Consider the following 12,855-nt stretch of genomic DNA (forward strand, 5'->3'; position numbering starts at 1 on the left):
CCAGGAATCCTCCCTGGACGCGCACCAACCACTCTCCAACCGAGGCCGCATCAATAATCAACCCCTACCCATGCAGTCCAGGCGCCTCCTGCCCAGTCCGAGCGACATACTCCGTATACCCACCCCCATACTGATGCACCCCCTCGGGCGTCAGCTCCAACACCCGGTTCGACAGTGCCGCCAGGAAATGCCGATCGTGCGAAACGAACAGCATCGTGCCCTCGAACGCCGACAGCGCCCCGATCAGCATCTGCTTCGTCGCGATATCCAAATGGTTCGTCGGCTCGTCCAACACCAGGAAATTCGGCGGATCGTACAGCATCAGCGCCATCACCAGCCTGGCCTTCTCGCCCCCCGACAGCACGCGGCACCGCTTCTCGACCTCATCGCCGGAGAACCCGAACGCCCCCGCCAGAGACCGTAACGACCCCTGCCCCGCCAGCGGAAACGCCTCCACCAGCGTTTCGAACACGGTGCGTTCGCCATCCAGCAGATCCATCGCGTGCTGGGCGAAATAGCCCATCTTCACGCTGCCCCCCAGCACCACCGACCCGGCATCCGGCTCCGTCGCACCCACCACCAACCGCAGCAGAGTCGATTTCCCCGCCCCGTTCACCCCCAGCACGCAGCAGCGTTCCCGCCGCCGCACCAGCAGGTCCAGCCCGTCGTAGATCACGCGGTTGCCGTACCGCTTCCCCACCCCCCGCAGTGCCGCCACGTCCTCCCCGGACCTCGGCGCCGGCGCAAAATCGAACGCTATCGAAACGCGCCGCTTCGGCGGTTCCACCCGGTCGATCTTCTCCAGCTTCTTGACCCGGCTTTGCACCTGCGCGGCGTGCGACGCGCGCGCCTTGAACCGCTCGATGAAGGCGATTTCCTTCGCCAGCATCGCCTGCTGGCGTTCGAACTGCGCCTGCATCTGCTTCTCGTTCAGTGCCCGCTGCTGCTCGTAAAATTCATAATCGCCTGAAAACGACGTCAGCACGCCGCCGTCGATTTCGATCACCTTGTTGATGACGCGGTTCATGAATTCCCGGTCGTGCGACGTCATCAGCAGAGCACCATCGAACCCCGCCAAAAACTGCTCCAGCCAGATCAAACTCTCCAAATCCAGATGGTTGCTCGGTTCGTCCAGCAGCATGACATCGGGGCGCATCAGCAGGATGCGGCCGAGCGCCACGCGCATCTTCCAGCCGCCGGACAGCGCGCCGACATCGCCGTCCATCATCTCCTGGCTGAACCCCAGCCCGTCCAGAACCGAGCGCGCCTGGCCCTCCAGCGCGTAGCCGTCGAGTTCCTCGAACCGGGCCTGCACTTCGCCGAAACGTTCGATGATCGCGTCCAGATCGTCCGCCTGCGCCGGATCGGCCATCGCGGCTTCCAGCCTTGCGAGTTCCGCGCCGACATCGGCGACCGGGCCAGCACCGTCCATCACCTCGGCGACCGCGCTGCGGCCAGCCATTTCGCCGACGTCCTGACTGAAGAAACCGATGGTGACGCCGCGATCGACCAGGATCTGGCCGCCATCCGGCTCCTCCTGTCGGTTGATCATGCGGAACAGCGTGGTTTTGCCGGCGCCGTTGGGGCCGACCAGGCCGATCTTCTCGCCCTTCTGCAGCGCGGCCGAGGCCTCGATGAAGACCAGGCGCGTGCCGTTCTGCTTACTGATGGTGTCCAGGCGAATCATGGGTCCTCGGGGGCGGTTGCGGGGGGCTTATACAAGACCACCCGCCGCCGTGAACCGCCCCGGACGTCAATCCTGCCGGTAGTTTGGTGCCTCGCGGTCGATCGCCACGTCATGCACGTGGCTTTCCCGCAGCCCCGCCCCGGTGACGCGACGGAACCGCGTGTTCGCCTGCAACGCGGCGATATCGGCGCTGCCGGTGTAGCCCATGCCGGCTTTCAAGCCGCCCACAAGCTGGTGCACCACGTTGCCGACCGGGCCTTTGTAGCCGACGCGGCCCTCGACGCCCTCCGGCACCAGCTTCAATTGGTCCTTGATGTCCTGCTGGAAGTAGCGGTCGGCTGACCCGCGCGCCATCGCGCCCAGGCTGCCCATGCCGCGATAGGATTTGTAGGACCGGCCTTGATACAGGAACACCTCGCCCGGCGCTTCGTCGGTGCCGGCCAGCAGGCTGCCGATCATGCAGCAATCCGCCCCGGCAGCCAGCGCCTTCACCACGTCGCCGCTGGTCCGCATGCCGCCATCGGCGATCGACGGGATGCCCAGTTCCTTGCACGCCGCGGACGTCTCCATCACCGCGGTGAACTGCGGCACGCCGACGCCGGCGACGATGCGGGTGGTGCAGATGCTGCCCGGCCCGATGCCGATCTTCACCGCGTCCGCCCCGGCCTCGATCAGCGCCCGCGCACCTTCCGGCGTGGCCACATTGCCGGCGATGATCTGCACGGTGTTGGAGGCCTTCTTGATCGCCTCGATCGCCCGCAGCACCCCCGCGGAATGGCCGTGTGCGGTATCCACCACAACAATGTCCGCCTCGGCCGCGACCAGCGCCCGAGCGCGGGCTTCGCCGTCGGGACCGACCCCGGTGGCGGCGGCAACGCGCAGCCGGCCGAGTTCATCCTTGTTGGCGAGCGGATGGGATTCCGCCTTGTCCATGTCCTTGACGGTGATCAGGCCAATGCAGCGATACAAGTCATCGACGACGATCAGCTTTTCGATCCGATGCTTGTGCAGCAACTGCCGCGCTCGGTCTGCACCCACATCGGCGGTGACGGTGACCAGGTTTTCCCGGGTCATCAGTTCGTAAACTTTGAGGCTGGGTTCGGTGGCGAAGCGGACGTCGCGGTTGGTGACGATGCCAACCAGGCGGTTGGTTTCGCGCTCCACCACCGGGATGCCGCTGATGCGGTGGCTGCTCATCAGCAGCTTCACATCGGCCAGGGTCTGGTCCGGGTGAATGGTCAGCGGGTTCACCACCATGCCGGATTCGTATTTTTTCACGCGGCGGACCTGCGCGGCCTGTTCCTCGGGCGACAGGTTCTTGTGGATGACCCCCATGCCGCCGAGCTGCGCCATCGCGATCGCCATTTCGGCTTCGGTGACGGTGTCCATCGCGGCGGAGATCAGGGGAATGTTCAGCGAAATGTCACGCGTCAGCCGCGTGGCGGTGCTGGTCGAGGACGGCAGCACCTGGGAATAGGCGGGAACGACAAGCACGTCGTCGAACGCCAAGGCCTCCTCGACCCGAGGGTAAAGCCCCCCCGAATGGGTGGAGGAAGGAAGAGTCTGCTGGGGAGTATCGAATGCCATGGGCGGGTGAGCCTTTCCGCTACCTTGGCGCCCCCACATAGGCGGGTGGAGGGGAGTCTGCAAGCGTCTGGTTGATGAAGATGTGATAGGAAGGCCAGGGCACACCACCGAACCGGGTCCCAGCGCGTTCCGATCTCGGGTGATACCCGAATGCCACCGCGGCGTTGAACCGTACCATGCAACCGTGTTGTGCCGTTGCGAACCGCCCTGTAAATAGCCAGTTATGGGCGATGGAGAATGACGATGTCTGAGGCCCTGCTTTCATTCCGGGTGGATGAGCAAATCGAACGTCGAGCGGAAGCCGTGTTTGCCGCGGCCGGCTTGACGCTCGCCGATGCGGTGCGGGCGTTCCTGGAGGATGTTGCCAACAACCGGGTGCCCTTCGACATCCCCAACGCCGAGACGCAAGCGGCTCTGAACGGCCCCCATGTGGGCCCCTTCTCAAGCGCGGAAGCGTTGTTCAGTGCCCTCGACGAGAGCGGCCGGTAAACGCGCCAGGCTTCCGCGTGCCTCGTATTATGCGAAGACCTTCGAAAAGGACTGGAAAAGTCTTTCGGAATCCGGTCGCTACGATCTGAACCTCCTGAAGGACGTCATGATGAGTCTGATCGCCAATAGCGGCCCGCTGCCGCCGGAGCGGAGGGATCATGACCTAGTCGGCAAATGGGCGGGCTATCGGGAATGCCACATTGGTGGCGACTTCCTGCTGATTTACAAAATCACCGATACCACGATCAGCTTTGAACGGGCCGGCACGCACGCCCAGCTATTCGAGTAAGCATCGACGATACACCCACAACGAGCGAAGCAGATCACATTTTCGGCCAGATTGTCGCCGCCTGTGCCATCTCCGGCGGATCGGTCGTGACGATCCGCCCATTCTGCCACTGCACGATCATCAGCTTCGCATCCAACCGCCGCCCGGCGGCGTCATACTTGACATGCTGCCCCGGAAACAGCAGCGCCGGCCCGTCCCGCAGGTCGAACGCTCGGATCTGCTCCGCCACTTTGCGCCGGTCGGCGCTGCCCGCGCGCTCCACCGCGGCGGCCAGCAGCATGATGTGGCCGTAGGCCATGATCGGCTCCTGCAGCATCCACGGCTCCTTGGTCCTGGCCATGTAGCGGCGCTCGATGTCCTCCAGCCCCTTGCCGGCCCCGGCGGCGGTGACGATCATGATCCCCTGCACCACGTCCTTGCCGGCATTCGCCACCAGCTCCGGCGTCGCCCAGTGGCCGCCATTGCCCACCACCGGCAGCTTGCCGCCGCCCAGCCCGTATTCCGACAGCTTGTCCAGGACCATCTTGTCGTCCGGCACGTTGGACGGCAGCGCCAGCAGGAAATCCGGCCGAGCCGACCGCACCCGCTGGATCAGCGTCGTGGCATCGGTCAGCGGCGGCGTGAACACCTCATCCACCACCGCCGTCAGCCCCAAATCCTTCAGCACATGGCCGCGGATCGGCTTCAGGAAACTGACGGACGACGCCGTGTTATCAGCGATGATGCCGATCCGAGTCGGCCGCTTGCCGGTACTGCGCTCCGCCAGGTCCAGGATCGTCGGCAGCGCCTTCTCCGCCTGGTCAACGGCGGTGGGTGACGACTGGAAGATGTAGTGAAACCCCCGCCCGGTGATCAGATCCGAATACGACTGAGTAAACCACGGGATCTGCGCCCGTTCGGTGACCTCGGTGACCGCCAGGGTGAAGGTCGACAGCCACGCCCCGAACCCGCCGCTGACGTCGGGTTCCTGCGCCACCATGCGCTGAGCGGCATCCTTCGCCTTCTCCGCCGAATCCCCGGCATCGAACTGCACCAGGCGGACCTTCGCGCCGCCCAGCGCCTTGATCCCGCCGGCGGCATTGATGTCGTCTACCGCCATCGCCGCGCCGCCCAGTTGCAACTGGCCTTCCCTGGCCCACGGCCCGGACAGCGGACTGATCATCGCGAACGTCACTGTTGTCTCCGCCCGCGCTCGACCGATCGCCGGCACCGAGGCAGCGCCCGCGAGCAATGCCCGCCGCTTCAGGGTGGCCATGGTTCCCTCCCGTTTGTTGGTTCCCCACAGCACCGCACGCCGACGCGATGATGTAAAGGCTCGGGTTGGAACGGCCAGGCCCCCTGCCGACGACTTCAACCGGCGGCTACAGCCCGCTTGCCAGGATGGCGTCGGCGGTCCGCAGCGCCAGCGCCGCGATGGTCAGCGTCGGGTTGCCCGTCGCCACTGTCGGGAACGTCCCGCTGCCCACCAGATACAGATTGGGATGATCCCAGGACCGCTGATTGGCATCGACCACTGAATCCGTCTTGTTCCCGCCCATCCGGTAAGTGCCGACGATGTGCCCGGCTCCGAAATAACCGAACGTTTCGCCCTCGAAGGTGAACTGTGCCGGCCCCGGCGCCACCGCGGTGAACTGTTTCGCCCCCAGCTTGGCGAATATCGCATCCGCGGCCCGTTTCGCCGCCACGAACCCCTGCTTGGTGTAATCTGAGATGTCATACGTCACGCGCGGCCGCGGCAAACCCAGATGATCCACCCGGTCCGACAGCGTCACACGATTGCCCGGTTCCGGCGACTGCTCGACCAGGAACCCCAGCCGGAACTGGCGGCTCAGCGCAGCATTCATCGCTGAGGTCAGCGCCTGCCCCGACAGCGCCTTGCCGCCCGGATTCAACCGCGAGACATTGCCGCCGTTGATCAGGTCCATCACGGTCGTGTACGGATCGCCGATCGGGAAATTCCAACCTTCATTGCCGATCTCGATCCGGAACGCGGCGCGATCCTTGCGGAAGATACCATCGCGCAGCGTTTCGATTCCGGCGGTGGACAGCGGCCCGCGATAGCCGAACACCGGTTGCGGCATCTGCGCCCAGGCCAGGTAGATCGGGTGATCCATCAGGTTGCGCCCGACCAGGTCACTGCTGTTGGCCACGCCGTTCGGCGTGCGTCCCTCATTCTTCGACATCAGCAGCAGCTTGGGCGTCTCGATCGCATGTGCGGCCAGGATGAACACCTTCGCCGTGACGCAACCGCGTGCCGTGGCCGGGCCGCCGGCCGTTGCATACTGGATATAGTCGATCTGGCGGACCTGCCCGGTCCCGTCCACCGCCACGTTGCTGGCAACCGTGTTGCCCCAGATCACCACATTGCCGGTGTCCAACGCCTTGTTCAGCGTCACACTGGGATCGTATTTAGCCTGGATCGGACAGATCGGGATGCAGTTGGTGTTGCCCGCGCAGACCCGCCGGTTATCATACGGTTGCGAATTGCGGCCCGCCGGCGTCGAGGTCACCGTCAGCGCCTCGCCGTCCAGTTCCATCCCATCCACCTTCGCCGCCACCGCCTGGTCCACCAGCGACAGTGGAATCTGCGGCATCGGATAGTTGTAGTCGGGCGGAAAGGCGATGCCATGATAGGCTTGGTCGGCCTTGTTGGCCGACACCCCGATCGCATGTTCGGCGTCGCCGTACCACCGCTCCAGCTCGTTGTAGCCGATCGGCCAGTCGACCAGCCGGCCATAGGTGGTTTTCATGGTGAAATCATGCGGCACGAAACGCAGGCTGGTCCCCAGCCAGTGCCGCATCGTTCCGCCTGAAACACGTTCATAGGTGCTGGCGAACGGCAGTTTCCCCACCTGATCCAGATAAGCCTGCTTCGGATCCTTCCAGTTGTCCCCCAGCGTCAGCACCGTCGGCCGCGGCGCGTTCATCGTCCCCGGATCGACCAACCCGGTGCTATCCATCAGGGCCGGCGTATACGGGATTTCCGGAACCTTGGCGGTGGCGAGATAGAATCGCTGCATATAGTCATTGACATTCGGCGGCAGCGGGTCCCCCGCCTCCATGATCAGCACGCGCTTGCCTTTCAGGCCAAGCTGCCACGCGATCATCGCGCCCGAGATCCCCGCACCAACGATCACCGCATCGAAAACCTGTGTCTGGGACTGGCTCATGACATCACGCTCCCGAGCCGATGTAGTCGGTAAGGGACGGCGGTGCCGCACTCCAGTAGCCGAAGATGTTGGTGCTGAAGCCCATCGGATGTGCCTGCGCGACACTCCAGGCGAAGCCTTTTGTATAGGCGTTCATCGTGATGACCCGGAACGCGATCGGCGTCGGCGGCGGGTTCGGCCCCGCATACAGCTTCAGGTCGCCAGGATCGTACCAATTGCCCAGATACCACGCCAACATGATCGCACGAGCCAGAAACCGGACATCGTCGCCCGATTGTTGCAGCACCAGATCGGCCAGTTGTTGCGGCGGCAGCGTCGAATTGTTGGCGACGATCGTCAGCAATTGCCCGAACACGGTCGGATCGGCCTGTTGCGCGGTATCGAAATAGGTCTGCTTGATATCGATCGGATCGATCCCCGGCGCCAGGATCCCGGACGCGATCCCGGTGAGTGCGCTGGAAAGCGTGACGAACTGGTCCATCGGTGAGGCTGCCATGATCGGTCTCCCGGTGAGTGTGATCGCCCGAGGGCGTGAATCACACGAAAAACGCTCTATTGCGCACGCTCAAGGATATAGGTGAAGTCGGAGAAATGGCCCGGTTTGTCCGCCGCGTCCTTGTGGCAGTCGATACAGGTCGACGACGTCACCGGCACATGTCCCTGGATGTAGGTTTCCATTGTGGTGTTGGCCAGGAACTGTGGCGCCGGCGCCCCCGTCAGGTCCGTTGTGCTGGTGGGGTCGGTCGGCCATTGCGTGCTGAGCAATTCGTAGTTCGCCCACACCGTCCCCTTCAGGATCGACTGAAACTGTCCGTTCAACGCCACCGTCGCCGCCGTCAGCGGGGTCACCCGCACGATCTGGCTGTGATAGCCATTGGCGAACGGCTCGACATTCGGGTTCCATGGCCGCGGCGGCGGCGTATTGACCACGCACTGGCTCGCCGAACACGCCGGATCGTAGAAATTATACTTGGCCAATAGTTTCTTCGCATCGATATCGGCCTGCGACGGCACGTTGGCGACCTGCTCGAACGATGACCACACCCATTGCGGCTCCGCGACGGTCTTATGGCCGACATGCAGGCCGACCAGGACAACCCGAGCGGAACGGCAGGATTCGGCGATGGGTGGATTGACGACGGCCTGCTGATACAGCAACGCCGTTTCGGTATGAAAACTTCCGGGATCGTCACCCGGTTCCAGCACCTTCCAGGCGGCCTTCACCATGATGGCGCCGATCGTCGGCGGCGCATCGACACCGGCCGGAAAATCCACCTTGCCGGTGAACGCGTCCTGCCCGGCTTTACTGTATAACTTGTTAGCCATGATGTAGTCGAACATCGGCTGGTTGATCAGGATCTCATAATGCACGTAACGGCCTGCCTGATCGATCAGCGGCCCCGTGTCGAACGGCTGGTTGATCGCGGTCAGCAGGTCCGGCGTCTTGCCCACCATCCGCAGCACGGCAGTGTGCGTGTCATGCGGCACCGATTGGCAGATCGCCGGGATCGGATCGGGCGCGCCCCACGGCGTGGGGGTCTGCCCCGGCGGCACCATCACCGCGAAGATGTTCTTCCACGACTCCCAGATCGCGGTGGCATCCTTGCCGATCGGCCCAGACCCATCCGCCGGGGCGTTCAGCGCCAGGAAACTCAACCAGGAAAAGAAATCGAACGCATCCTGCAGGTGCACCAAATTGAACGGCGCCACCGCTTCGACGGCGCACGGCAGCCCGCTGGTCAGCAGCGCCGGCGTGATCGGGGTTCCTTGCGGGGTCGTATTGCAAACCACCGGACTGGTTTGCGCTGAGGCCGGAGACACCCCCAGGATTGCCACAAGACCGACGACAGTCGCCAGCGTTACGCGCTTTCTCATGACCGCCCCCGTCGCTTTCTTCCCCGTAAGGGATGAGAATTACAATCGGAACGGGAATAGTGTCAATGCAAATCCATCCAGCCGAACAATCTCTCTCTATCCTATGATCCTCGGTTGTATACCAAGGCTATGCCTCTCGCCGTTGCGACGCATGCCACGGCACGCACCGTCGTTCCAGCAGCGTCATCCCCCAGAACAACACGATCCCCGCCGCCCCCAGCAGAATATTGGCGGCGAAAATCTGCGCGGTTTCAAACGTCCCCTGCGCCGTCAGAATAATATAGCCCAGACCGTGATCGGACGCGACGAACTCACCAACGATCGTGCCCACCAGCGCCAGTGAAATACCCACCTTCATGCCCGCGAAAATACTGGGCAGCGCCGTCGGCAACCGGATGCGCCAGAACTGAGCCAACTGGCTCGCCCGCATGCTGCTCGCCAAGTCTAGCATTTCCTTCGACACCGACTTCAGCCCCAGCACGCTGTCGATGACGATGGGAAAGAACGCGATCAGAAAGGCGATGGCAATCTTCGGCCCGTACCCGGTCCCCAGCCAGATCACGAACAGCGGGGCGATCGCCACCTTCGGCACGCTGTTCAACGCCGCGATCAGCGCATACAGCGTGTTCTCCAGCAGCTTCACCTCGACGATCAGGATCGCCAGCAATATTCCGACGACCACCGCCAGCCCGAAGCCGATCAGCATCGTCAACATGGTGTACAGCCCCTCCTGCATGAACCAGCCTGGCTGCGCCGCCAGTGCCTCCAAAATCGCGCTCGGGGCCGGCAGGATCACCTGGCGCACGTGAAAAGCCTCGACCAGCACCTGCCACACGACAAACATCAGGATGATGGTCGCCGTGGGCGCGCACATGTCCCAGGCCCGGCGCAGGCGGCTGACGTCATTCATCTTTCAACAGCCCCATGTCACCGAACAATGCGCGTATCTGCCCGCAGTACAGCGCGAATTCCGGCATTTCCCGCACCATCATCCGGCGCGGCCGAGGCAAATCGATCGTCAGCGTCATCGCGATCCGGCCCGGACGCGGGCTCATCACCACCACCCGGTCCGACAGGAACACCGCTTCCCCGATCGAGTGCGTCACGAACAGGATCGTTCGCCGCGACGCCGACCAGATCTTCTGCAGTTCCAGGTTCATCTGGTCGCGGGTCAGCGCATCCAGCGCCCCGAACGGCTCATCCATCAGCAACAGATCCGGGTTCGCCAGCAGCGCCCTGCAGATCGCCGCACGTTGCCGCATGCCGCCGGACAGTTGCGCCGGAAACGCTTTCTCAAACCCCTTCAGGCCGAACAGATCGAGCAGTTCGTGCGCCCGCTCCATATACCGGCCACGCGGTTCACCGCGGAAATCCACCTGCAGGAACATGTTGTCGAGGATGGACCGCCATTCCAGCAGCACGTCGCGCTGGAACACCACGCCCATGTTCGCCGGCGGCTTGCGCACCGGTTCCCCATGCACGCGGATTTCCCCGCCGGTGGGACGCTCCAGCCCGGCCACGCAACGCAGCAGGGTGCTTTTGCCGCAGCCGCTGGGTCCAAGGATGCTGAGGAATTCCCCTTCCCGCACCGACAGCGACACCTGATCCAGCGCCAGGACACCCTTGGCGCCATATTGCTTGCTGACGCCGGTGGCCTCGATATGGACCGCGGCCGGCGGCGCAGCGGCCACCTTTGGTGCCAGGCTCAGGGCTTCCAGCACGCTTGCGTTCATGCCTTCGTTCCGACTGTACGAGCATACAGCGACGAATCGAACAAATCGTTGGAATAACAGTCCGTCGCCGCCAGCCCCTTGGGGATCAGATCGGCCGATGCCAGCGTCTTCATGGCGTCAGTCCAGTCGACAGGCGCCATCTTGCCCACCGGGGCGTCCTTGGTCGCATCGGTCTTGAAGAATGAAATGAAACTGTTGACCTGCCCCAGCATCGCGGCGGCGTTCAGCTTGGCGTTGGGACGGGCGGTGTGGATCGCCGCCACGCTTTCTTCCTGGTGACCCGCCGCGACATACGCCCATGCACCGTCGGTGACGCTGGCAAAACGGGTCAGCGCCGCCTGTTTCGCCTTGATGTCGGAATCCCGTGCGAACAAGCCGTAACTTGGCATGCGCAGCCCGGCATCCGCCAGCATGATCGCCCTCGACTTGCGCTGCGTTTCCACCACGGGAACGAAAAACGGAATGGATGAAAACGCCCCATCCAGCTTGCCGGTCAGATACGCCGCCAGCTTCGTCGCGCCATCCAGGTTGACCAGTTCGACATCGTCACGGGTCAGCCCGCCGGCCTTCAGGAACAGTCCCAGGAACGGCGTCTCCAGCGAACTCGCGGTGTAGCCGACACGCTTGCCGCGCAGATCCTTGATCGCACGGATGGGGGAATCGACCGGTATCATCACGCCGATGTCGCTGGTGCGCACGTAGGACGCGATGGCCTTCAGGTTCAGCCCCTTGCCGCGCGCGATGATCATCGACGACAGCGCCGCATGTCCCACATCCACGTCGTCACCGCCGCCGACGATCTGCACCGTCTGGTTGGTGCCGTTGCCGTCATCCACCGTGACATCCAGGCCGGCGTCGCGATACCACCCCTTGACCGAGGCCAGATGGATGGCGGCATGTGCGCCCCAAGGCGTCCAATCCAATCGAATCCGCAATGGTTCGCCCGAACCGGCACGTGTTCGCGTGGCGACGAACGGGGCGGCCAAAGGGGCAGCGAGCAAACCGAAGCCGACAGCACGGCGTCCGAGGCGGAGGGAGGACATGAAGGCCGATCTCCTGATGCTGGCCCGTCGGGCCTGATTTCGGCTACTGTATACAAAATCACGGAGCCGCCAATCTTTTTCTGCATGGCATCGTGAATTCAACCCGAGATTGCGATATGATAAGACCGACAGTGCCTGACGGACAGCAAAGTTCTGTTTTTTGTATCCAAAACTGCCTATATGCTGGGCAACGCTGACACTGGAGACCGACGCCCGTGGCTGATTCCGACTCCCTCACCCAAGTCCGGCCGCGCCGCATCGGCGCCGATCATGCCCCGTTGCGCGACAAGGTCGCCGAGGAAATACGCGCCGCCATCCTCTCCGGCCAGTTCAAGCCCGGCGAACGCCTGGTCGAGGATCGCCTCGCCGAGGAATTCGGCGTCTCCCGCAATCCGGTGCGGGAAGCGATGCGGACGCTCGCCTCCGAGGGGTTGATCGAAGTCACCGCTCGGCGCGGTGCGGTGGTTGCGTCGCTGTCGCCGCAAGAAGCCGAGGAATTGCTGGAAGTGCGCGCCACCCTGGAAGGCGCCAACGCCCGCCTCGCCGCCCGCCGCCACGACCCCGAGGTGCTGGAACAGTTAAAAAGCGTTCTGATCAGAGGCAACGCGGCGATCGAGGCGGCACGTCTCGCCGAACTCTCCGACCTCAACATCGCCTTCCACGACCATCTGGCGCGGGCGGGCCGCAACCGGGTCCTGGTGGATCTGATGAAGACCCTGCGCGACCGATCCGGCCCGCTGTTCCAGGGCGTCGGCATCGAATTCGCTCGGGAATCCTGGGCCGAACACGCCAGCATCCTGCGCGCGGTGATCGCCGGCGATCCGGAACTGGCCTCGATGCTCGCCTACCGGCACGTCCTGAACGCCGGCGCCCGCCGTCCGCCCGCGGCAGCCGAGGACGCCACCTCCCCGCAGGAATAAGGCTTGACGTTCATGGACATTGTATACAGTATCCGTTCATCAAACCCGACCGAACAGGAGGC

12 protein-coding genes are annotated in these 12,855 nt (G+C 63.8%); 3 read left to right on the top strand and 9 right to left on the bottom strand.

What is annotated here, in order from left to right; genetic code table 11:
• Window positions 1-64: 64 nt before the first annotated feature.
• Together GSQ89_RS11015 and guaB are read right to left on the bottom strand one after the other, a co-directional pair.
• The gene (locus tag GSQ89_RS11015) at window positions 65-1,687 is read right to left on the bottom strand and encodes an ABC-F family ATP-binding cassette domain-containing protein (protein ID WP_158924965.1); all 1,623 of its coding nucleotides are present in this window, start codon (window positions 1,685-1,687) and stop codon (window positions 65-67) included.
• A 66-nt stretch (window positions 1,688-1,753) separates the two neighbouring features.
• Complete coding sequence (guaB, locus tag GSQ89_RS11020; RefSeq protein ID WP_158924967.1) at window positions 1,754-3,274, bottom strand: IMP dehydrogenase; 1,521 nt, start codon at window positions 3,272-3,274, stop codon at window positions 1,754-1,756.
• A 243-nt stretch (window positions 3,275-3,517) separates the two neighbouring features.
• Here guaB and GSQ89_RS11025 point away from each other — a divergent pair, with 243 nt between their 5' ends.
• Together GSQ89_RS11025 and GSQ89_RS11030 are read left to right on the top strand one after the other, a co-directional pair.
• Complete coding sequence (locus GSQ89_RS11025; protein ID WP_158924969.1) at window positions 3,518-3,763, top strand: type II toxin-antitoxin system RelB/DinJ family antitoxin; 246 nt, start codon at window positions 3,518-3,520, stop codon at window positions 3,761-3,763.
• Window positions 3,702-4,052, top strand: coding sequence for a type II toxin-antitoxin system YafQ family toxin (locus tag GSQ89_RS11030; RefSeq protein WP_158924971.1), 351 nt, complete (start codon window positions 3,702-3,704; stop codon window positions 4,050-4,052). Before GSQ89_RS11025 ends, GSQ89_RS11030 begins: the two co-directional genes overlap by 62 nt.
• Before the next feature lie 34 nt (window positions 4,053-4,086).
• Here the strand turns inward: GSQ89_RS11030 and GSQ89_RS11035 are convergent, their stop codons facing one another.
• The 7 genes from GSQ89_RS11035 to GSQ89_RS11065 all read right to left on the bottom strand — a co-directional run bounded on the left by GSQ89_RS11035 (window position 4,087) and on the right by GSQ89_RS11065 (window position 11,873).
• Window positions 4,087-5,307, bottom strand: coding sequence for an ABC transporter substrate-binding protein (locus GSQ89_RS11035; RefSeq protein WP_158924973.1), 1,221 nt, complete (start codon window positions 5,305-5,307; stop codon window positions 4,087-4,089).
• A 106-nt stretch (window positions 5,308-5,413) separates the two neighbouring features.
• Window positions 5,414-7,222 carry a GMC family oxidoreductase gene (locus GSQ89_RS11040; protein WP_158924975.1) on the bottom strand — a complete coding sequence of 603 codons (1,809 nt, stop codon included), beginning with the start codon at window positions 7,220-7,222 and terminating at the stop codon, window positions 5,414-5,416.
• A gap of 4 nt (window positions 7,223-7,226) precedes the next feature.
• Window positions 7,227-7,718 carry a sorbitol dehydrogenase gene (locus GSQ89_RS11045; protein WP_158924977.1) on the bottom strand — a complete coding sequence of 164 codons (492 nt, stop codon included), beginning with the start codon at window positions 7,716-7,718 and terminating at the stop codon, window positions 7,227-7,229.
• 56 nt (window positions 7,719-7,774) lie between these two features.
• Window positions 7,775-9,097: a hypothetical protein gene (locus tag GSQ89_RS11050; protein WP_216856112.1), complete on the bottom strand. Its 1,323-nt coding sequence runs from the start codon at window positions 9,095-9,097 to the stop codon at window positions 7,775-7,777.
• A gap of 127 nt (window positions 9,098-9,224) precedes the next feature.
• Entirely contained in the window at window positions 9,225-10,007 is a 783-nt protein-coding gene (locus tag GSQ89_RS11055) for an ABC transporter permease (protein ID WP_216856113.1), read from the bottom strand.
• Complete coding sequence (locus GSQ89_RS11060) at window positions 10,000-10,830, bottom strand: ABC transporter ATP-binding protein (protein WP_158924979.1); 831 nt, start codon at window positions 10,828-10,830, stop codon at window positions 10,000-10,002. Before GSQ89_RS11060 ends, GSQ89_RS11055 begins: the two co-directional genes overlap by 8 nt.
• Window positions 10,827-11,873 (bottom strand): ABC transporter substrate-binding protein, encoded by a 1,047-nt coding sequence (locus tag GSQ89_RS11065; RefSeq protein ID WP_158924981.1) that lies wholly within the window; start codon window positions 11,871-11,873, stop codon window positions 10,827-10,829. The genes GSQ89_RS11060 and GSQ89_RS11065 overlap by 4 nt, the downstream gene beginning before the upstream one ends.
• A 215-nt stretch (window positions 11,874-12,088) precedes the next feature.
• On the opposite strand from GSQ89_RS11065, the gene GSQ89_RS11070 reads away from it, so the two are divergent.
• Window positions 12,089-12,793, top strand: a complete 705-nt coding sequence (locus GSQ89_RS11070; protein ID WP_158924983.1) for a GntR family transcriptional regulator — start codon at window positions 12,089-12,091, stop codon at window positions 12,791-12,793.
• Window positions 12,794-12,855 lie beyond the last annotated feature (62 nt).

Source organism: Acidisphaera sp. S103 (assembly GCF_009765975.1).
In the GTDB taxonomy this organism is placed as follows: domain Bacteria; phylum Pseudomonadota; class Alphaproteobacteria; order Acetobacterales; family Acetobacteraceae; genus Rhodopila.

Excerpts from the sequence above, each read along its gene's own strand:
- GSQ89_RS11030 (WP_158924971.1), top strand. The coding sequence starts at position 3,702 with ATGTGGGCCCCTTCTCAAGCGCGGAAGCGTTGTTCAGTGCCCTCGACG.
- GSQ89_RS11045 (WP_158924977.1), bottom strand. The coding sequence starts at position 7,718 with ATGGCAGCCTCACCGATGGACCAGTTCGTCACGCTTTCCAGCGCACTC.
- GSQ89_RS11065 (WP_158924981.1), bottom strand. The coding sequence starts at position 11,873 with ATGTCCTCCCTCCGCCTCGGACGCCGTGCTGTCGGCTTCGGTTTGCTC.
- GSQ89_RS11040 (WP_158924975.1), bottom strand. The coding sequence starts at position 7,222 with ATGAGCCAGTCCCAGACACAGGTTTTCGATGCGGTGATCGTTGGTGCG.
- guaB (WP_158924967.1), bottom strand. The coding sequence starts at position 3,274 with ATGGCATTCGATACTCCCCAGCAGACTCTTCCTTCCTCCACCCATTCG.
- GSQ89_RS11015 (WP_158924965.1), bottom strand. The coding sequence starts at position 1,687 with ATGATTCGCCTGGACACCATCAGTAAGCAGAACGGCACGCGCCTGGTC.
- GSQ89_RS11035 (WP_158924973.1), bottom strand. The coding sequence starts at position 5,307 with ATGGCCACCCTGAAGCGGCGGGCATTGCTCGCGGGCGCTGCCTCGGTG.
- GSQ89_RS11055 (WP_216856113.1), bottom strand. The coding sequence starts at position 10,007 with ATGAATGACGTCAGCCGCCTGCGCCGGGCCTGGGACATGTGCGCGCCC.
- GSQ89_RS11050 (WP_216856112.1), bottom strand. The coding sequence starts at position 9,097 with ATGAGAAAGCGCGTAACGCTGGCGACTGTCGTCGGTCTTGTGGCAATC.
- GSQ89_RS11060 (WP_158924979.1), bottom strand. The coding sequence starts at position 10,830 with ATGAACGCAAGCGTGCTGGAAGCCCTGAGCCTGGCACCAAAGGTGGCC.
- GSQ89_RS11025 (WP_158924969.1), top strand. The coding sequence starts at position 3,518 with ATGTCTGAGGCCCTGCTTTCATTCCGGGTGGATGAGCAAATCGAACGT.